The organism is Pseudomonas sp. GCEP-101 (genome assembly GCF_025133575.1).
Lineage (GTDB): Bacteria > Pseudomonadota > Gammaproteobacteria > Pseudomonadales > Pseudomonadaceae > Pseudomonas > Pseudomonas nitroreducens_B.
Genome location: NZ_CP104011.1, coordinates 2,426,249 through 2,446,956, shown reverse-complemented (window position 1 = coordinate 2,446,956; position 20,708 = coordinate 2,426,249). Strand labels below are relative to the sequence as shown.

The window sequence follows — 20,708 nt, the reverse complement described above, 5'->3', positions numbered from 1 at the left end:
TTCATGAGCTACGTCATCGACCGGCGTCTGAACGGCAAGAACAAGAGCACGGTGAACCGCCAGCGTTTCCTGCGGCGTTACCGTGAGCACATCAAGAAGGCCGTCGAAGAAGCCGTCAGCCGCCGTTCCATCACGGATATGGAACATGGCGAGCAGATCAGCATTCCTGGCCGCGATATCGACGAGCCGGTCCTGCACCATGGCCGTGGCGGCAAGCAGACGGTCGTTCACCCCGGCAACAAGGAATTCACCACCGGCGAACATATCCCGCGGCCCCAGGGCGGTGGCGGCGGCCGTGGCGCCGGCAAGGCCAGCAACCAGGGCGACGGGATGGACGACTTCGTCTTCCAGATCACCCAGGAGGAATTCCTCGACTTCATGTTCGAGGACCTGGAGCTGCCCAACCTGGTCAAGCGCCACCTCACCGGCAGCGACACCTTCAAGACCGTGCGCGCCGGCATCAGCAACGAAGGCAACCCCTCGCGAATCAACATCGTGCGCACCCTGCGCTCGGCCCACGCGCGGCGCATCGCCCTGTCCGGCTCCACCCGCGGCAAGCTGCGCGCGGCGCTGGCGGAGCTGGACCGCCTCAAGCGCGAGGAACCGGACAACCTGGGCGACATCCAGGAGCTGGAACAGAAGATCGCCGCCATGCGCGCGCGCATCGACAAGGTGCCGTTCCTGGACACCTTCGACCTCAAGTACAACCTGCTGGTGAAGCAGCCCAACCCGACCTCCAAGGCCGTGATGTTCTGCCTGATGGACGTGTCCGGCTCGATGACCCAGGCGACCAAGGACATCGCCAAGCGCTTCTTCATCCTGCTCTACCTGTTCCTCAAGCGGAACTACGAGAAGATCGAGGTGGTGTTCATCCGCCACCACACCAGCGCCCGCGAGGTGGACGAGGAAGAATTCTTCTATTCCCGCGAGACTGGCGGGACCATCGTCTCCAGCGCCCTGAAGCTGATGCAGGAGGTGATGGCCGAGCGTTACCCCACCAATGAATGGAACATCTACGCCGCCCAGGCCTCGGACGGCGACAACTGGAACGACGACTCGCCGGTCTGCCGCGACATCCTCATGAAGCAGATCATGCCGTTCGTCCAGTACTACACCTACGTCGAGATCACCCCGCGCGAGCACCAGGCGCTGTGGTTCGAGTACGAGAAGATCCGCGACACCTTCGAAGACAGCTTCGCCCAGCAGCAGATCGTCTCCGCCTCGGACATCTACCCGGTGTTCCGCGAGCTGTTCCAGAGGAGGCTCGTCGCATGAGCAAGCGCCAGCCCATCGCCACCGGCTCGGAGTGGACCTTCGAGCTGATCCAGCAATACGACCGCGAGATCAGCCGTCTCGCCGAGCGCTATGCGCTGGACACCTACCCCAACCAGATCGAGGTGATCACCGCCGAGCAGATGATGGATGCCTACGCCTCCGTCGGCATGCCCATCGGTTACAACCATTGGTCCTACGGCAAGCACTTCCTCAGCACGGAAAAGAACTACAAGCGCGGTCAGATGGGCCTGGCCTACGAGATCGTCATCAACTCCGACCCGTGCATCGCCTACCTGATGGAAGAGAACACCCAGTGCATGCAGGCGCTGGTGATCGCCCACGCCTGCTACGGGCACAACAGCTTCTTCAAGGGCAACTACCTGTTCCGCACCTGGACCGACGCCACCTCGATCATCGATTACCTGGTGTTCGCCAAGTCCTACATCAACAAGTGCGAGGAGCGCTACGGCATCGACGCCGTGGAAGACCTGCTGGACTCTTGCCATGCGCTGATGAACTACGGCGTGGACCGCTACAAGCGGCCCTACCCGATCTCCGCCGAGGAAGAGAAACAGCGCCAGAAGGAGCGCGAGGAGCAGATCCAGCGCCAGGTCAACGACCTCTGGCGGACCATTCCCAAGGCCGCCGGCAAGGACAAGGAGCAAGGCCTGTCGCGCTACCCCAGCGAGCCGCAGGAAAACATCCTCTACTTCATCGAGAAGAATGCCCCGCTGCTCGAACCCTGGCAGCGCGAAGTGGTGCGCATCGTGCGCAAGGTCGCGCAATACTTCTACCCGCAACGCCAGACCCAGGTGATGAACGAAGGCTGGGCGACCTTCTGGCACTACACACTGATCAACGACCTCTACGACGAAGGCCTGGTCAGCGACGGCTTCATGATGGAGTTCCTCCAGTACCACACCAGCGTGGTCTACCAGCCCGGCTTCGACAGCCCCTACTACAGCGGCATCAACCCCTACGCGCTGGGCTTCGCCATGTACCGCGACATCCGCCGTATCTGCGAGAACCCCACCGAGGAAGACAAGCGCTGGTTCCCGGACATCGCCGGCAGCGACTGGCTGGCCACCATCAAGTTCGCCATGAAGAGCTTCAAGGACGAGAGCTTCGTCCTGCAGTTCCTCTCGCCCAAGGTGATCCGCGAGTTCAAGCTGTTCAGCATCCTCGACGACGACCAGAAGGACGACATGCTGGTCGACGCCATCCATGACGACGACGGCTACCGCAAGATCCGCGAAACGCTGGCCGCGCAGTACAACCTCGGCAACCGCGAGCCGAACATCCAGATCTGGGACGTCGACCGCAGAGGCGACCGCTCGCTGACCCTGCGCCACCAGCAGCACGACCGCAAACCCCTGGGCGAATCCACCGACGATGTGCTCAAGCACCTGCACCGCCTGTGGGGCTTCGACATCCACCTGGAGACCCTGCAGGGCGAGAACATCGTCAACACCTTCCACATGCCCCCAAAGGGTGAACGCGACAGCGAGGAGGGCTACCCGCGGCTCGACCTGATCATCCCACCCATTTGATCGGTTGACCGGCGCGAACGAGGACCACGAGCATGGCGGCAAGATCGGTGGAGACCGCCATGCGCCTGTTCGCCATTCTCCTGCTCTGCCTTGCTGTCGCGACCTGCAGCAACCCCGTCCCCCACGCTCAGGTAGCGCATCCCGCCGATGCGCGCCTGGCCGGGTTGCGCGACTTCCAGCTGATGCCACCGGAAAACGCCGTCGACGCCCTGCCCTACCGCAGCCGCTATCCGCTGATCAACGCCCAGGTGCGCCAGGGCCTGATCGAACGCGGCTACCGCGAAAGTGCCGCGCCACAGCTGCGCGTCTACTACTGGCTGGCGCTGCAGGACGCGCCGCTGGAATTCAAGGTCGACACGCCGCCGCCGAACCCGCTCGGGCCTTACCTCGCCATCCACCGCCTGCGCGATGAAACCGGCACGTTGCGCCTGCGCCTGACCGATGCGCAGGAACAGACGCTCTGGGAAGGCACCGTCAGCACCGGCCTGAGCCCCGCCCACGCCAGCGCCGCCCTGCTGCAGGACGCCGTCGGCGCGCTGCTCCAGCAGATTCCCGCCGCCGCTCCTTAATCACCCCGTAGGAGCGGACTCCGTCCGCGATGCCATAGGCGCGATGCGAACCTATCGCGGAGGAAGTCCGCTCCTACGAGATATATCTGCGCTCGGGTTGGCCCTCACCCTAACCCTCTCCCAGGGGGAGAGGGGACCGTTCGGCGCAGGATGAAAGCTTGGCGTCAGCCGGCTCGGACTGCCCCCTCTCCCCTCGGGAGAGGGCTGGGGTGAGCATGCATCGGCACAGACTCCCCCAGAAGAAGACAGTTGCTCCTACGCGCGCGCCCAAACTCCCGCCGCGCTTGCCCCACCCGCCGCAAACCCCGAAGCTATCCCCCAGAACAGGAGACAGCTTCATGCAGATCTACAAGGTGGGCGGCGCCGTGCGCGATCGCCTGCTCGGCATCCCCTTCAGCGACACCGACTGGGTGGTGGTCGGCGCCAGCGCCGACGACATGCTTGCCCAGGGCTATCGCCCGGTGGGCGCCGACTTCCCGGTGTTTCTCCACCCGCAGACCGGTGAGGAATACGCCCTCGCCCGCACCGAACGCAAAAGCGGGCGCGGCTACGGCGGCTTCACCTTCTATGCGAGCCCCGACGTCACCCTCGAAGACGACCTGATCCGCCGCGACCTGACCATCAACGCCATGGCCGAGGACGACCACGGCCACGTCGTCGACCCCTACCATGGCCAGCAAGACCTCGAAGCGCGCCTGCTGCGCCACGTCTCCCCCGCCTTTGCCGAAGACCCGCTGCGTGTGCTGCGCGTCGCCCGCTTCGCCGCCCGCTATGCCCCGCTGGGCTTCTCCGTGGCGCCGGAAACCCTGGCGCTGATGCGCGAGCTGTCGGAATCCGGCGAGCTGGAAGCGCTGACGGCGGAACGCAGCTGGAAGGAAATCTCCCGCGCGCTGATGGAATCGCGCCCGGATGTGTTCATCCAGGTCCTGCGCGCCTGTGGCGCCCTGGCCGTGCTGATGCCGGAAGTGGATGCACTGTTCGGCGTGCCGCAACCGCCGCAGCACCACCCGGAAGTGGATACCGGCGAGCACGTGCTGGCCGTGCTGCGCGAATGCGCCAGATTCGATCAGCCGCTGAGCGTGCGCTGGGCCTGCCTGGTGCACGACGTGGGCAAGGGCGAAACCCGCGCGGAAGAATGGCCCAGGCACCACGCGCACGAGCACCTGGGCCTGCCGCTGATCGACGCGATCAACGCGCGATTCAAGGTCCCGCGGGACTGCCAGGAGCTGGCGCGGCTGGTGGGCGAGTACCACACCCACTGCCACCGCGCGCTGGAGCTGCGCCCGAACACCATCCTCGAGCTGCTGCAGTCCTTCGATGTCTATCGCCGGCCGCAGCGCTTCGAAGAGTTTCTCGCCGCCAGCGAAATGGACGCCCGAGGCCGGCACGGCCTGGAGGATCGGGCTTATCCACAGGCCGACTACCTGCGCGGCGCCGCCCAGGCCGCCCGGGCGGTAGCGGTGCAACCGCTGCTGGAGAAGGGATATAAGGGCGCCGAGCTGGGCGAAGCGCTCAAGCGTGAGCGACTGACGGCCCTGAAGGCCTATAAGGAGAACTCTGCAGGCGGAGCCACCCTGTAGGAGCGAGCTTGCTCGCGAACCCGCCCAGCGCTCGCTTGGCCGGTGACCTCTGTTCGCGAGCAAGCTCGCTCCTACAAAAGGCTGGCCAGGTGCCCAGACGGGCACCGCTGCAAGCTCAAGCCGCCGGATGCGCCTCGATCAGCGCCTTCGGCGTCAGCTCCACGCCCCGCCACTGGAAAGGCACCGGCCAGAGCTTCTGCCCGATCTGCGAATCCGCCCACAGTTCAGCAAACGAACGCTGCGCGCCCGGATGCTTCACCCCGGGCGCCAGCAACGCCAGCGGCCAGAGCACGAAGGCATTCTTCAGCACCTCGGCGCGCGGCAGCGTCAGGCCGTCGAACTCACCGTGCAGGTCGCCATACAGCAACACATCGATATCCAGAGGCAGCCCCTTGCGCTCCGGCGCGTAGCGGCCGTTGTCCGCCTCGATGTGCTTGAGTCGCAGGCTCAACTCCGCCAGCGGCAGGTCGGTGCGCGCGACGACCACGAAGTTGTAGAACGGACCGCTGCGAATCCCCACCGGCTCGCTCTCGAACACCGGAGAACAGCGGATGTCCTGCAGGAACTCGCCCAGCGCTTCCAGCCCGGCGAGCAGATGGCGCTCGCGCTCGACGTTGCTGCCCAGCCCGAGGTAGACCGTGGTCAGCGGCATCCGCGTTCGATCTCCACACCCACGCCGATGGCCGCCGCAACGGCGCCAGGCTTGGTGACTTTCAGGCGCAGCCACTGGATGCCGAACTCCGCCATCAGCAACGCGGCCAGGCGCTCGGCGAAGGTTTCCACCAGCTGGAAGTGCGCGTCACGGGCAAACGCCATAACCCGCTCGGAGAGCACGGCGTAGTCCAGGGCCTTGGCGATGTCGTCGTCGGCCGCCGCCGGGCGGTTGTCCCAGCCCAGCGTCAGGTCCAGGCGCAGGCACTGCCGGATACCCCGTTCCCAGTCGTAGACACCGATCACGGTATCCACTTCCAGCCCCTCGATGAAAACTCTGTCCACTGACTGCATGCTCCAAGGCGACACGACAAGCGGCCGGCACCCCGTTAGAATCGGAAACGACCTCGTCTCCGGTGGAAACCATGTTCTGGTTCTTGGCGATCCTCGCCTACCTGCTCGGATCACTGTCCTTCGCGGTACTCCTCAGTCGCCTGTTCGGCACCGCCGACCCGCGCGCCAGCGGCTCGGGCAATCCCGGCGCCACCAACATGCTGCGCCTGGCCGGCAAGAAGATCGCCATCCTCACCCTGCTGGGCGACCTCGCCAAGGGGTTGCTGCCCGTGCTGATCGCCCGCCAGATCGGCCTGACCGACATGCAGCAGGCCTGGGTCGGGCTGGCAGCGGTGATCGGTCACCTCTACCCGTTGTACTTCAATTTCCGTGGCGGCAAGGGCGTCGCCACCGCCGCCGGCATGTTGCTGGCACTCTACCCGCCCGCCGCGCTGCTCGCGGCAGTGGCCTGGCTGGTCACCTTCAAGCTGTCGCGCACCAGTTCGCTGGCTTCCCTGGTGGCCACTCCGCTCACCCTGCCGCTGTTGGCCTGGCAGGAACCCTCGGCACTCTTGCCGATGACCGTGCTCACCGGCCTGATCGTCTGGCGTCACCGCAGCAACCTGCGCGACCTGATCGCCGGGCGCGAGCGTCATTTCTAGGAAAAGCAGCTTCAAGCCATAAGCGGCAGGCTGCAAGCGAAAGCCGCAAAGTGCCGCTTGCAGCTTCAAGCTTGTCGCTTTCAGCTTCCGGCTTTAGACGGCAGGCAACGACTCCATTGGCCAACGCGCCTGCACGCCGATCGACGGGCCGTCCTGCTGCCCGGCCACCAGACGCTGGCAGCCAGCATAGGCGATCATCGCGCCGTTATCGGTGCAGAAGCGCGGACGGGCATAGAACACCTGGCCCTTCATTTCGCCGAGCATCTTCTCCAGGTGCTGGCGCAGCGCCTGGTTGGCGCTGACGCCGCCGGCGATCACCAGGTTCTTCAGGTGCGTCTGCTTGAGCGCGCGCTTGCACTTGATGGTCAGGGTCTCGACCACCGCGGTCTGGAACGCCAGGGCGATGTCGCAGCGGGTCTGTTCGCTGTCGTCACCCTCGGCGACACAGCGCTGCCAGGTATTCAGGGCGAAGGTCTTCAGGCCGCTGAAGCTGAAGTCGAGCCCCGGGCGGTCGGTCATCGGCCGCGGGAAGACGAAGCGACCGGCGCTGCCGCGCTCGGCCAGGCGGGCGATCTCCGGGCCACCGGGGTAGCCCAGGCCGAGCAGTTTGGCGGTCTTGTCGAAAGCCTCGCCGGCGGCGTCGTCCACCGACTCGCCGAGTACTTGGTAATGGCCGATGCCATCCACCCGCACCAGTTGAGTGTGGCCGCCGGACACCAGCAAGGCGACGAACGGGAACTGCGGCGGCTGCTCTTCCAGCATGGGCGCCAGCAGATGGCCTTCCATATGGTGCACGCCGACGGCCGGTATGCCCCAGGCGAACGCCATGGCCTGGGCGCACGACGCGCCGACCAGCAGCGCGCCCACCAGGCCGGGGCCGGCGGTGTAGGCGATGGCGTCGATGTCCTCGGCGGTGCGGCCGGACTCGTCCAGCACCTGGCGAATCAGCGGCAGCATGCGCTTGACGTGATCACGGGAAGCCAGTTCGGGGACCACGCCGCCGTATACACGGTGCAGGTCGATCTGGCTGAACAGCGCGTCGGCCAACAGGCCCTTCTCGCTGTCGTACAGGGCGACGCCGGTCTCGTCGCAGGAGGTTTCCAACCCCAGCACTAGCATGGGTTTGAGCCTTTACTCTGGGCAAAATTGAAGCCGCGCATCATAATCGCCGGCTGGGCTTCGGACCAGTGCTTTTCGATCGGAGGCTTTGCATTCCTCCTTCCGAACGTTTAATATCCGCAACCCTTGAAAACCGCCGACTCCGAACAACCGTCAGGAGCGCGATAAATCCTCCGGTAATCATTGAAGGTACGACCTGGATGCCCGCCGTCAAAGTTAAAGAGAACGAACCCTTCGACGTAGCTCTGCGTCGTTTCAAGCGCTCCTGCGAAAAAGCAGGCGTACTGGCCGAAGTCCGTAGCCGCGAGTTCTACGAAAAGCCGACCGCCGAACGCAAGCGCAAGGCCGCTGCCGCTGTTAAGCGTCACGCCAAGAAAGTGCAGCGCGAGCAGCGCCGCCGCGAGCGCCTGTACTGAGTTACAGCGCTTCGTCGCACGCTTTCCGCATCGCCCGGCCCACTCGCCGGGCGAGTGCCTGAAACACGGCACCCCACTCCGATTCGCGCCAGCGGACTTCGGAGTTTTTGCTTTTCAAGCCCATGCTTAGTCTCAAGCCTCGCTCGCGGCCTCACCGCCGGGCGCTATGCTTGGGTCCACCCTGCGTCCCGATGAGTCTATGGCCGGCCTGATTCCACAATCCTTCATCGATGACCTGCTCAACCGCACCGACATTCTCGATGTGGTGAGTTCGCGCATCCAGCTGAAGAAGACCGGCAAGAACTACAGCGCCTGCTGCCCGTTCCACAAGGAGAAGACTCCCTCCTTCACCGTCAGCCCCGACAAGCAGTTCTATTACTGCTTCGGCTGCGGCGCCGGCGGCAACGCGCTCGGCTTCATCATGGACCACGACCAGCTGGACTTCGTCCAGGCGGTCGAGGACTTGGCCAAGCGCGCCGGCATGGACGTCCCCCGCGAGGAAGGCCGGCGCGGCAACAAGCCGCGCCAACCGGTCGACTCGCCGCTCTACCCGCTGCTGGCCGCCGCCGCCGACTTCTACCGCCAGGCACTGAAAAGCCACCCGGCGCGCAAGGCCGCGGTGGAATACCTCAAGGGCCGCGGCCTGACCGGCGAGATCGCCCGCGACTTCGGCCTGGGCTTCGCCCCGCCGGGCTGGGACAACCTGCTGAAGAACCTGGGCGGCGACAACCTGCAGCTCAAGGCCATGCTCGACGCCGGCCTGCTGGTGGAAAACCCCGACAGCGGCAAGCGCTACGACCGCTTCCGCGACCGGGTGATCTTCCCTATCCGCGACAGCCGCGGCCGAGTGATCGCCTTCGGCGGCCGGGTGCTGGGCGACGACAAGCCGAAATACCTGAACTCGCCGGAAACCCCGGTCTTCCATAAAGGCCAGGAGCTCTACGGCCTGTACGAAGCGCGGAAGAACAACCGGGATCTTGACGAGATTATGGTGGTCGAAGGCTACATGGACGTCATCGCACTGGCGCAGCAGGGCATCCGCAACGCAGTGGCCACGCTGGGTACGGCCACCAGCGAAGAGCACATCAAGCGGCTGTTCCGCATCGTGCCGAACATCCTCTTCTGCTTCGATGGCGACCAGGCCGGCCGCAATGCCGCCTGGCGCGCGCTGGAGTCGGCGCTGGGCAACCTGCAGGACGGGCGCAAGGTGCGCTTCCTGTTCCTGCCCGAAGGCGAAGACCCGGACAGCCTGGTCCGTGCCGAAGGTCCCGACGCCTTCCGCGCCCGCCTCGCCCACCAGGCCCAGCCGCTGGCGGATTACTTCTTCCAGCAACTGACCCAGGAAGCCGACCCGAGCACACTCGAAGGCAAGGCGCACCTGGCGACGCTGGCCGGGCCGCTACTGGAGAAGATCCCCGGCAATACCCTGCGCCTGCTGATGCGCCAGCGCCTGGGCGAAATCACCGGCCTGTCCGCCGAGGCGCTCAGCCAGATCAGCGCGCCGCGCTCCGGCCTGACCGGCCAGGGAAAACCCAGCCACGCCCCCGCCTCGGCACAGGCGCACGGTTGGGACCAGCACGCCCACGAATACGCCGACTACGACATGGGCCAGTTCGCGGGCCAATTCGCCGAGCAGGGTGACAGTCATTACCAGGACGCCTCGAATTACTTCGAAGCGCCGCAGGAATTTTCCGCCGGCAACGGCGGCGCCAAGCAGGGCAAGAAACCCTGGAAGGGCGATCGCAAATGGGACGGCAAGGGCAAGAAAGGCGATTTCACGCCACGCCAGCCACGCACCGAGATCAGCGTCGAATCGCCGACCCTGACCGCGCTGCGCACCCTGCTGCACCATCCGCAACTGGCGCAGAGCGTCGAGGATGCGAGCCACTTCTCCAACGAAGGACAAACCTACTCGCAGCTGCTCGCCGCACTGGTCGAAGCGTTGCAGAAGAATCCGAAACAGAGCTCGATGCACCTGATCGCGCGCTGGCACGGAACCCCGCAAGGGCGCTTGCTGCAGGTGCTGGCGGGGAAAGAATGGCTGATCGACGACGGCAATCTTGAAAAGCAGTTCATCGACACCATTACTACACTTGCACACAACCAGCTGCTCAGCAGCCGCGAAGCCCGCCTGCACAGCGTGCTGCGAAAGAATCCCAGTGAACTGACCGACGAAGAGAAAGCGTTACTGCGCGAGCATTACCGCCCCCCCTCTTCAACAGGCAGCCAGAGCTGAACTGGCGCCTGAAGCCTCGAATCTGGTATAATCCTCGGCTTATTTCAGCCCGCCAAGACCTTCAGTGGATAGGGTGTTATGTCCGGAAAAGCGCAACAGCAATCTCGTCTCAAAGAGTTGATCACCCGTGGTCGTGAGCAGGGTTACCTGACTTACGCGGAGGTCAACGACCACCTGCCGGAGGATATCTCTGATCCGGAACAGGTAGAAGACATCATCCGCATGATCAACGACATGGGGATCAACGTATTCGAGACAGCCCCGGATGCGGATGCCCTGTTGCTGGCGGAAACCGATACCGACGAAGCTGCCGCCGAAGAAGCCGCTGCCGCCCTTGCCGCGGTAGAGAGCGACGTTGGCCGCACCACCGACCCGGTGCGCATGTACATGCGTGAAATGGGTACCGTGGAACTGCTGACCCGCGAAGGCGAGATCGAAATCGCCAAACGCATCGAGGAAGGCATCCGCGAAGTGATGAGCGCCATCGCCCAGTTCCCGGGCGCGGTGGACGGCATCCTCGAAGAGTACAACCGAGTGGTCGCCGAAGGCGGCCGCCTGTCGGACATCCTCAGCGGCTACATCGACCCGGATGACGGCAGCCTGCCGGCCGAGGAAGTCGAGCCGGTCGGCCTGAAGGATGACGCCGAAGCCAAGGAAAAGGACGAAGAGGACGAAGAGTCCGACGGCGAAAGCTCCGATGAAGACGAAGGCGATGGCGGTCCGGACCCGGAAGAAGCCGCCCGTCGTTTCGGCGCCGTGTCCGAGCAGCTGGAAAAGACCAAGAAGGCCCTGAAGAAGCATGGCCGCGGCAGCAAGCAGGCCAACGAGGAAATGCTCGCCCTGGCCGAACTGTTCATGCCGATCAAGCTGGTGCCCAAGCAGTTCGACGTGCTGGTGGCCAAGGTCCGCGATTCCCTGGACAGCGTCCGCCGCCAGGAACGCGCCATCATGCAGCTGTGCGTGCGTGATGCGCGCATGCCGCGTGCCGATTTCCTGCGCCAGTTCCCCGGCCACGAAACCGACACCGCCTGGGTCGACACCGTCCTCAAGGGCAAGCCCAAGTACGCCGAAGCCATCGAGCGTCTGCGTGACGACATCCTGCGCAACCAGCAGAAGCTGGTCGACCTGGAAACCAGCTCGCAGCTGACCGTCGCCGAGATCAAGGACGTCAACCGCGCCATGTCCATCGGCGAGGCGAAAGCCCGTCGTGCGAAAAAGGAAATGGTCGAGGCGAACCTGCGTCTGGTGATCTCCATCGCCAAGAAGTACACCAACCGCGGCCTGCAGTTCCTCGACCTGATCCAGGAAGGCAACATCGGCCTGATGAAGGCGGTGGACAAGTTCGAATACCGTCGCGGCTACAAGTTCTCGACCTACGCCACCTGGTGGATTCGCCAGGCGATCACCCGCTCGATCGCCGACCAGGCCCGCACCATCCGTATTCCGGTGCACATGATCGAGACCATCAACAAGCTCAACCGTATCTCCCGCCAGATGCTGCAGGAGATGGGCCGTGAACCGACCCCGGAAGAGCTGGGCGAACGCATGGACATGCCGGAAGACAAGATCCGCAAGGTCCTGAAGATCGCCAAGGAACCGATCTCCATGGAAACGCCGATCGGTGACGACGAAGATTCGCACCTGGGCGACTTCATCGAGGACTCCACCATGCAGTCGCCGATCGAAGTGGCGACCAGCGAGAGCCTCAAGGAAGCCACCCGCGAAGTCCTCGCCGGCCTCACCGCTCGCGAAGCCAAGGTCCTGCGCATGCGCTTCGGCATCGACATGAATACCGACCACACCCTCGAGGAAGTCGGCAAGCAGTTCGATGTGACCCGTGAGCGTATCCGCCAGATCGAAGCCAAGGCACTGCGCAAGCTTCGCCACCCGTCGCGAAGCGAGCATCTGCGCTCCTTCCTCGACGAGTGACGAAGAACCCCCGGCCAAAACCGGGGGTTTTTCTTTGGGCCTTCCAATGGGCAAAGTGCCACGTCTACACTTCGGCGTAGTCCCCGGTTGGAATGAGGCCCTTCATGCCGCGTCTGCAGGCAGTTCTACTGTGGTGCCTCGCATTCTGGGCGGGACAGGCATTCGCCCTGAGCCTCACGCCCGAGGAAGAGCAGTGGCTGCACGCCCATCCCAGCCTGCGCCTGGGCGTCGACGCGTCCTGGCCCCCCTTCGAGTTCCGTGACGCCGAAGGCAATTACCAGGGCCTCGCCCCGGTGTACGTGAAGTACATCAGCGAGCAGTTGAAGGTGAAGCTGGAGTCGGTCGAACCCAGGGACTGGAACGACCTGCTGCAACAGGCCCGCGCCGGCAAGGTCGACCTGCTGCCCGGCGTCATGGCCACCCCCACGCGCCTCGACTACCTGAGCTTCACGCGTCCCTATCTCGACTTTCCGATCATCATCCTCGCCCGCCGCACCGGCCCGGAACCGGCGAACGTGGCGGAGCTGTACGGCCTGAAAGTCGGCGTGGTGGCTCACTATGCGCCGCACGAGCTGCTGGTCATCAACCACCCCGATCTCAACCTGCAGCCGCTGCCCAGCATCGCCGCCGGGCTGCAGGCATTGGCCACCGGTCAGGTCGACGCCTTCGTCGGCGACCTCGCCTCCAGCGTCTGGAACCTGCGCCAACTCAAGCTCGAAGGCCTGCAGATCAGCGGCGAGACGCCCTACCGCTACCAGTTGGCGATGGCCGTGCCGAAGGACCAGGCGATCCTCGTCGGCATCCTCGACAAAGTCCTCGCCGACATGAAGCCCGAACAGATCGAAGCCCTGCAGGCGCCCTGGGTCGGCGGCCTGGTGGATCGCCGCAGCGTCTGGCCGGAAGTGTTCCGCTTCGTCCTCCCCATCGCCCTGCTGACCGGCCTTGTCCTGCTGGTGCTGTTCACCATGAATCGTCGCCTGCGCGGCGAGATGCAGCGCCGGGAAAAGCTCGAACAGGCCCTGCGCGACAGCGAGCAGCACTACCGCGGCCTGGTGGAAAGCCTGACCGCGATTGCCTGGGAAATGCGCCTGGCGGAGAACCGCTTCACCTACGTCTCGCCCCATGCCCAGCGGCTGCTCGGCTACCCGATCAAGGACTGGCTCGAGCCCGGCTTCTGGCAGCGCACGCTGCACCCCGACGACGCCGAGCACGCCATCCACTACTGCCTGACCGAGAGCCAGGCCGGGCGCAACCACAGCTTCGATTACCGCATGCTCGCCGCCGATGGCCGGGTGGTGTGGATCCGCGACATCGTCACGCTGATCCATCACGGCGACGACCTGATCCTGCGCGGGCTGATGATCGACATCACCGATGCCAAGTTCACCGAACAGGCCCTGCGGCTGTCCGAGCAGAAGTTCGCCTCGGTGTTCCACCACTGCCCGGACATCATCGTCCTCGCCCGCCGGGTCGACGGGCGGTTGCTGGCGGTGAACAGCACCTTCGAGCAGCAGATCGGCATCCCCGCCAGCGAGGCGCTGGGCAAGACCTCCACCGAATTGGGCATCTGGGGCGAACCGGGCATGGGCCCGGCGATGCTCGCGCGCTTGCAGGGCGAGCCGCTGAACAACGTCGAGATCCCGCTCAACCGCCGCGACGGCACACGCTTCACCGCCCTGCTCTCGGCCCAGCACATCGTTCTCGACGACGTCCCGGCGCTGGTGGTGGTGGTGCGCAACATTTCCCAGGTCAAGGAAACCCAGGAACAGCTGCGTGTCTCCGAAGAGAAATTCGCCAAGGCCTTCCACGCCTCCCCCGACGGCATGCTCATCTCGCGCATCAGCGACGGCCGGCTGGTGGAAGTGAACCAGGGCTTCACCCGCATCACCGGCTACAGCCGCGAGGAGGCCGCCGAGCGCTCCACCCTCGACCTGCGCCTGTGGGCCAACCCCGCTGACCGCAGCACCCTGCTGGGCATACTCGACAACGCCGCCAGCGCACCGGACTTCACCGCGCAGATCCGCACCCGCGACGGCAGCCTGCGCCTGTGCGAGCTGTCCGCCCACCGCATCACCATCGGCAACGACGACTGCATGCTGACCATTGCCCGGGACATCACCGAGCAGCAGCAGATGCAGGAAAAACTCCGCCTCGCCGCCACCGTGTTCGAGAGCACCGCCGAGGGCGTGATGATCACCGACGCGCGCCAGCAGATCGTCGCGGTCAACCGTGCCTTCAGCGAAATCACCGGCTACAGCGAACAGGAAGCCCTCGGCCGCTCCCCACGCCTGCTCGCCTCCGGCCAGCACGACAGCAGCTTCTATGTCGCCCTCTGGCACCAGCTCAACGCCGACGGCCACTGGCAGGGCGAAATCTGGAACCGGCGCAAGAACCAGGAGCTGTACCCGGAATGGCTCACCGTCAGCGCCGTGCGCAACGCCGACGGCGACCTGTCGCACTATGTCGGGGTGTTCGCCGATATCTCCACGCTAAAGTACGCCCAGGCGCGGCTGGACTACCAGGCCCACCACGACCCGCTCACCGGTCTGCCTAATCGCCTGCTGTTCGAAAGCCGCCTGAACGGCGCGCTCAAGGACGCGCAGGAAAACCATCAGCAGGGCGCGGTCCTCTTCCTCGACCTCGACCGCTTCAAGCACATCAACGACAGCCTCGGCCACCCGGTGGGCGACCTGCTGCTTAAATCCATCGCCACGCGCCTGCGCGAACAGCTGCGCGACGTCGATACCGTCGCCCGCCAGGGCGGTGATGAATTCATCATCCTGCTGCCCGGCCTGCACCACGCCCTGGATGCCGAGCACGTGGCGAACAAACTGCTGCTCTGCTTCGAAAAACCGTTCATCGCCGGCGAACAGGAGTTCTTCGTCAGCGCCAGCATCGGCATCTGCCTCTACCCTGGCGACGGCGGCGACGTCGCCACCCTGGTAAAGAACGCCGATGCCGCCATGTACCGGGCCAAGGCCCAAGGCCGCAACCGCGTCGAGTTCTACACCCGCGAGCTGACCTTCCAGGCCACCGAGCGCATGGCACTGGAGCATGAACTGCGCCGCGCGCTGGAAAGCGACCAGTTGCAGCTCTACTACCAGCCCAAACTCTCCCTCGCCAGCGGCCAACTGGTGGGCGCCGAAGCACTGATCCGCTGGAAGCACCCGCAATTCGGCGCGATCTCGCCGGATCGCTTCATCCCCCTCGCCGAGGAAAACGGCCTGATCCTGCCACTCGGCGACTGGGTGCTGCGCGAAGCCTGCCGGCAGATGAGCCGCTGGCAGGACAGCCACGCCGCCTTCGGCCCGCTCTCGGTCAACCTCGCGGGCGCCCAGCTGCGCCAGACCGCCCTGGTCGAACGCATCCGTGAACTGCTCGGCCAGTACAACCTGCAGCCGTCGCGCCTGCAGCTGGAGATCACCGAAAGCTTCCTCATGCACCAGACCGAGGAAGCGTTGAGCATCCTGCACAGCCTCAAGCGCCTGGGCGTGCAGCTGGCCATCGACGACTTCGGCACCGGCTACTCCTCGCTCAGCTACCTCAAGCAACTGCCGCTGGACACCCTGAAGATCGACCAGTCCTTCGTCCACGGCCTTCCGGACGACCCGCACGACGCCGCCATCGCCCGCGCCATCATCGCCCTGGGCCGCAGCATGAACCTCACGGTGATCGCCGAGGGCGTGGAGCACGAAGCCCAGGAGCGCTTCCTCGAAGCCGAAGGCTGCGACCAGATCCAGGGCTACGCCCTCAGCGCACCGCTACCAGCCGACGCCTTTGCCAACCGCTTCCTGGTCCCGCTGCATCCGGTTGGCGCCAGCCAGAACGCCCCGGTATAATCCGCCCGCCTTCTGGGGGCCTATAGCTCAGTTGGTTAGAGCAGAGGACTCATAATCCTTTGGTCCACGGTTCAAGTCCGTGTGGGCCCACCATCCTTTCAGCAAGAAGCCGCGCGGATGCGCGGCTTTTTCATTTGTCCGGCGGGTATCGCAGCGTTTCGAAAAAGCTTTCGGCGTTCCGCTCGTAGTACTGGGCTATGGAGTGGATCACATCGAGGGACGCCTCATCGTTGTATTCAGCTGAGCGCCCCAACGGTAACCAGTGCCCCTGACCACCAATGTAGGTCGATAACAACCCGATACGCTGATCGTGGCAGTTGCCGCGTAGACGCCCATAACTGCGATTGATCAAGTCGGACGGCAGCATATCGACTTGAATCTCACGTAACTCATCGACAAGGCCAGTCTCGGCATCCAGCAGCGTTGTGTACATCACCTTCCGCCACGCTGACTCCGGACTGCGATCAGAAACAATTAAATGCGCCACTGCAACCAGCGGAAATCCCAACGATAGAAGAGCCGAAGCCTGCGAAAGACCGAACGAATTGGGCGAGCGATGTTGCCGTGCATAAGATGCTCTGACCGCTTTCAGCTCAATCGCCAGGGCGCGCGATGCTAGTAACTCGTCCCCTTCGAAAGGGATGACCAGCAAATCGATGTCCCCCGGCAATATGCGGCCAGGACAAATCTTCTCGATAGGCACAAGCCCCCTGATCATCACCCCGCTATCCCTAGGCATGGCATCGAAGTAACGGGAATCCAGTTGTTGGTAGCCCATGCCGAAAAGTCGCCGATCCAGGACGAGCCTAATACCCAGGTAACGTTCGTCCGCCTTCCGGATCATCCATTCCGGCAACAGCACCCGCTCCCCTTCCAACACTCTTCTTGGGCGTCGTTTGATTGGAAAGCGACAATCCATCGACAGGGTTCTCCTCCCGAAGCAAGCCATCACTCGGCCACCAACGTCCAATGACCACCGTTGTTTCAAGCTGCTAGCATAGGAGCCGATCTTCGCTCGCGTTGATTGCGCGACTCATCGGCAAGGATGGAACCATGGCAGAAAGCTGCAACTTCGCTTTCCTCAAGGAACACGACCCGGTTTTCCTGCAACTCGCGACGACTGCCGAGCATGTCTTCGCCAGCGACCCGAACACCACACTGATCAAGCTACGCCAGCTCGGCGAAGCACTGGCTCAGGATCTTGCGGGGCGTGCCGGCATCGAGTTTGACGAGAGAACCAGCCAGGCTGATCTGCTCTTCAAATTGAGCCGTGAAATCCAGCTTGATCGCAGCATCGTCAGCCTGTTCCACACCCTGCGCGTCGAGGGCAACAAGGCCACCCACCAGTTCCGCACCCAACACCGAGAGGCCCTGGACGGACTTAAAGTCGCACGCGGACTATGCATCTGGTACCACCAGGCTTTCGGCAAGAGCGGCAGCACCTTCGCGCCCGGCGCCTTCACCAAGCCAAGCGACCCTAGCGAACCGCTGCGCGAGTTGCAGCAGGAGATCGAACAGCTCAGGAGCCAGTTGCACGCCTCCAGCGAGAAGCTGGACAGCAACCAGCAACTGACCGACCTGCTCAAGCGCGAATCCGAGGAATACGCCGTACTCGCCGAACAGATGGACGCCGAATCGCGCCTCTATCAGAAGCAGGCCGCCGCCCACGAGCAGGAACTGGCGAAACTGCGCGCCGAGCATGAGCGCAGCATCAAGGCGCTGCAGCAGGAGCTTGCCGCCAAGCCACAATCCACCCAGCAGGTACAGCTGAAGACCCAGCAAGCCGCCAGCCCCTTCGACCTGGATGAAGACCTCACTCGGATCATCATCGACCAGCAGTTGATCGAAGCCGGATGGGAAGCAGATTCCCTGGACCTCATCTACGCCAAGGGCGTGCGCCCGGAGAAGGGGCGCAACCTCGCAATTGCCGAATGGCCAACCAGCAGCCCCTTGGCACGCGCGGACTACGTGCTGTTCGCCGGCCTTGTGCCCATCGCCATTGTCGAAGCCAAGCGTAAGCGTATTAACGTGGCCGACCGAATTACCCAGGCAGAACGCTACGCCGAGGCTTTCCCGCTGCAGCCCGAGCACCAGCCTGCCTGGCAACTGGCGGGCAGCAGTCAGCCCTGGAGCGATGGCAAGGGCGGGCGCTATCGCGTTCCTTTCGCCTTTTCCTGTAATGGACGCCCCTACATCAAACAGTTGGCCGAACAATCGGGCACCTGGTTCCGCGACCTGCGCAGCCCCGCCAACCTGCGCCGTCCGCTTCAGGACTTCTATACCCCGGATGGCCTGCTCAACCTCCTCAAACGCAGCCGCGAAGACGCAGAGGCCAAGCTGAAGCAGGAAGGATTTGCCTACCTGAAACTGCGTGATTACCAGGAAAACGCCATCCGTGCGGTCGAGCTGGCCATCGCCAACAACCAGCGCGAATGTCTGCTGGCCATGGCGACCGGCACCGGCAAAACGCGCACCATCATCGGCCTGCTCTACCGTTTCCTGAAAGCCGAGCGCTTCAAGCGCATTCTCTTCCTGGTCGACCGCAGCGCTCTGGGCGACCAGGCGGTGGAAGCCTTCCACGACATGCCTTTGGAACAGAACCAGACGCTGGCGCAGATCTACGACGTCAAGGAACTCGGCGACATGGCCGCCGAAGCCGCCACCCGCGTGCAGGTGGCCACTGTGCAGGCGATGGTCAAACGCATCTTCCAGTCCGACACGCCGCCACCCATCGATCAGTTCGACTGCATCATCGTCGACGAAGCCCACCGCGGTTACACCCTCGACCAGGAGATGAGCGAGGGCGAGCTTGCCGTGCGCGATGTCGCGCAGTACCTCTCCCAGTACCGCCGCGTCCTCGATTACTTCGACGCCAGCAAGATCGGCCTCACCGCCACACCGGCCAAGCACACCACCGAAATCTTCGGCAAACCGGTGTACACCTACAGCTACCGTGAGGCGGTGGCCGACGACTGGCTGATCGACCACGAGCCGCCCATCCGCTACGTCACCCAACTGGCCAAGAACGGCATCCACTACGGTAAAGGGGAAACAGTGGAGGTGCTGGACACCGCAACCGGCGAGATCGAAAGCGCCGAATTGGAAGACGAACTGGATTTCGGCATCGAATCCTTCAACCGCCGGGTGATCAGCGAAGACTTCGACCGCGTCATCTGCAATGAATTGGCCAAGGAACTCGACCCCTTCGGCGAAGAGAAGACCATGATCTTCTGCGTCAACCAGGCCCACGCCGTACGCGTCAAACGCCTGCTTGATGCCGCCTTCTCCGAGCAGTACGAGGATACTTACAACCAGGCCGCGGTCAGCGTCATCACCGGCCAGAGCGACCAGGTGGACAAGCTCATCCGCCTGTACAAGAACGAACGCTTCCCCAACATCGCCATCACCGTCGACCTGCTCACCACCGGTATCGATGTCCCGCGCATCTGCAACCTGGTGTTCATGCGCCGCGTGCGCTCGCGCATTCTCTACGAGCAGATGAAAGGCCGCGCCACCCGCCGCTGCGACGATATCGGCAAGACGGTCTTCCGCATCTATGACCCGGTGGACCTCTACGCAGCCCTCGAAGCGGTGGACACCATGAAGCCCCTGGTAAAGAACCCCGATATCCCCCTCGCGCAGTTGGTTGCCGAACTGGGCAACAGCGCCAGCTTCGAGGCGCCCGGGAATCGCGAGGGCACCAGTCATGCCGACGACGTGCTCGATGAACTCAGCCAGCGTGTCATGCGCATCCTGCGCAAGGCCCAGCACAAGGCCGAATCCAAGCCCAGCCTGAAGGCCCGGCTGGACGAACTGCAGACCGTCTGGGGCGTGGCACCTGCCGAGTTGCACAAACACCTGCACGAGATCGGCCCGCTGCAGGCGGCGCAGTTCATCGCCACCCACAGCCGGCTCCTGGAGCAACTCGAAGGCGTACGCGCGCTGCTCGCCTCGGAAAACTATCCGGTGATTTCCACCCACACCGACGAGTTGATGGTTCGCGAACAGAGTTACGGCGACAACCAGAAGCCGCAGGACTACCTGGAAAGCTTCAACGACTTCGTCCGCAACCAGCTCAACCAATCCGTGGCCTTGGGCGTCGTGGTAAATCGGCCCAGGGACCTCACCCGCGAGCACCTGCGCGAGGTTCGCCTGCTGCTGGACAACGCCGGCTACAGCGAAGCCAACCTGGTCAGCGCCTGGCGCAACGCCACCAACCAGGAAATCGCCGCCAGCATCGTTGGCTATATCCGCCAGGCCGCGCTGGGCGAAGCCTTGTTGCCCTTTGACCAGCGCGTTGCCAACGCCATGCAGCAAATCTACGCGCAGCGGCACTGGACCCAGTCGCAACGCAAATTGCTCGAACGTCTGGCCAAGCAGTTGGTGAACGAAGTGGTACTCGACAGCTCCCAGCTCAATAACGCCTTCCGCGAAACCGGTGGGCTCAAGCTGCTCGACAAGAACCTGGACGGCAACCTGGACAGCGTCATCCAGGCCCTCAACGACAATCTCTGGCCGCAAGTCGTCTAGCCGATGAGCCGAATAGGCC

At 64.0% G+C, this 20,708-nt stretch carries 14 protein-coding genes and 1 tRNA gene; 11 read left to right on the top strand and 4 right to left on the bottom strand.

Going from position 1 to position 20,708, the window contains the following annotated elements; genetic code table 11:
• Positions 1-3: 3 nt before the first annotated feature.
• From N0B71_RS11060 to N0B71_RS11045, 4 genes are all read left to right on the top strand, one after another.
• Positions 4-1,275, top strand: a complete 1,272-nt coding sequence (locus N0B71_RS11060) for a YeaH/YhbH family protein (RefSeq protein ID WP_259758964.1) — start codon at positions 4-6, stop codon at positions 1,273-1,275.
• Positions 1,272-2,825 (top strand): SpoVR family protein, encoded by a 1,554-nt coding sequence (locus N0B71_RS11055; RefSeq protein WP_259758963.1) that lies wholly within the window; start codon positions 1,272-1,274, stop codon positions 2,823-2,825. The genes N0B71_RS11060 and N0B71_RS11055 overlap by 4 nt, the downstream gene beginning before the upstream one ends.
• A 59-nt stretch (positions 2,826-2,884) precedes the next feature.
• On the top strand, positions 2,885-3,394 hold the full coding sequence (locus N0B71_RS11050; protein ID WP_259759532.1) for a DUF4136 domain-containing protein: 510 nt from the start codon (positions 2,885-2,887) through the stop codon (positions 3,392-3,394).
• A gap of 338 nt (positions 3,395-3,732) precedes the next feature.
• On the top strand, positions 3,733-4,974 hold the full coding sequence (locus tag N0B71_RS11045) for a multifunctional CCA addition/repair protein (RefSeq protein ID WP_259758962.1): 1,242 nt from the start codon (positions 3,733-3,735) through the stop codon (positions 4,972-4,974).
• Positions 4,975-5,089: 115 nt separating this feature from the next.
• Here N0B71_RS11045 and folK read toward each other — a convergent pair whose 3' ends face one another.
• Positions 5,090-5,626, bottom strand: a complete 537-nt coding sequence (gene folK / locus N0B71_RS11040; protein ID WP_259758961.1) for a 2-amino-4-hydroxy-6-hydroxymethyldihydropteridine diphosphokinase — start codon at positions 5,624-5,626, stop codon at positions 5,090-5,092.
• The gene (folB, locus tag N0B71_RS11035) at positions 5,617-5,970 is read right to left on the bottom strand and encodes a dihydroneopterin aldolase (RefSeq protein WP_138525588.1); all 354 of its coding nucleotides are present in this window, start codon (positions 5,968-5,970) and stop codon (positions 5,617-5,619) included. The genes folK and folB overlap by 10 nt, the downstream gene beginning before the upstream one ends.
• 80 nt (positions 5,971-6,050) lie before the next feature.
• On the opposite strand from folB, the gene plsY reads away from it, so the two are divergent.
• Entirely contained in the window at positions 6,051-6,620 is a 570-nt protein-coding gene (gene plsY, locus N0B71_RS11030; RefSeq protein ID WP_259758960.1) for a glycerol-3-phosphate 1-O-acyltransferase PlsY, read from the top strand.
• Between the two features lie 93 nt (positions 6,621-6,713).
• On the opposite strand, the gene tsaD is transcribed toward plsY, so the two are convergent.
• On the bottom strand, positions 6,714-7,739 hold the full coding sequence (gene tsaD, locus N0B71_RS11025) for a tRNA (adenosine(37)-N6)-threonylcarbamoyltransferase complex transferase subunit TsaD (protein ID WP_259758959.1): 1,026 nt from the start codon (positions 7,737-7,739) through the stop codon (positions 6,714-6,716).
• A gap of 200 nt (positions 7,740-7,939) precedes the next feature.
• Between tsaD and rpsU the strand changes: the two genes are divergently transcribed.
• The 5 genes from rpsU (at position 7,940) to N0B71_RS11000 (ending at position 16,252) form a co-directional block, all read left to right on the top strand.
• Positions 7,940-8,155 (top strand): 30S ribosomal protein S21, encoded by a 216-nt coding sequence (rpsU, locus tag N0B71_RS11020; RefSeq protein WP_003085057.1) that lies wholly within the window; start codon positions 7,940-7,942, stop codon positions 8,153-8,155.
• A 199-nt stretch (positions 8,156-8,354) separates the two neighbouring features.
• The gene (gene dnaG, locus N0B71_RS11015; protein WP_259758958.1) at positions 8,355-10,391 is read left to right on the top strand and encodes a DNA primase; all 2,037 of its coding nucleotides are present in this window, start codon (positions 8,355-8,357) and stop codon (positions 10,389-10,391) included.
• 78 nt (positions 10,392-10,469) lie between these two features.
• Positions 10,470-12,320, top strand: coding sequence for an RNA polymerase sigma factor RpoD (gene rpoD, locus N0B71_RS11010; protein WP_259758957.1), 1,851 nt, complete (start codon positions 10,470-10,472; stop codon positions 12,318-12,320).
• A 104-nt stretch (positions 12,321-12,424) separates the two neighbouring features.
• A complete protein-coding gene (locus tag N0B71_RS11005) occupies positions 12,425-16,159 on the top strand; it encodes a bifunctional diguanylate cyclase/phosphodiesterase (RefSeq protein ID WP_259758956.1) in 3,735 nt (1,244 codons plus the stop codon).
• Positions 16,160-16,175: 16 nt separating this feature from the next.
• Positions 16,176-16,252, top strand: a tRNA-Ile gene (locus N0B71_RS11000).
• A gap of 37 nt (positions 16,253-16,289) precedes the next feature.
• On the opposite strand, the gene N0B71_RS10995 is transcribed toward N0B71_RS11000, so the two are convergent.
• Positions 16,290-17,078 carry a hypothetical protein gene (locus N0B71_RS10995; RefSeq protein WP_259758955.1) on the bottom strand — a complete coding sequence of 263 codons (789 nt, stop codon included), beginning with the start codon at positions 17,076-17,078 and terminating at the stop codon, positions 16,290-16,292.
• A 134-nt stretch (positions 17,079-17,212) separates the two neighbouring features.
• Between N0B71_RS10995 and hsdR the strand changes: the two genes are divergently transcribed.
• Positions 17,213-20,689 (top strand): type I restriction-modification system endonuclease, encoded by a 3,477-nt coding sequence (gene hsdR, locus N0B71_RS10990; protein ID WP_259758954.1) that lies wholly within the window; start codon positions 17,213-17,215, stop codon positions 20,687-20,689.
• Positions 20,690-20,708: the final 19 nt, after the last annotated feature.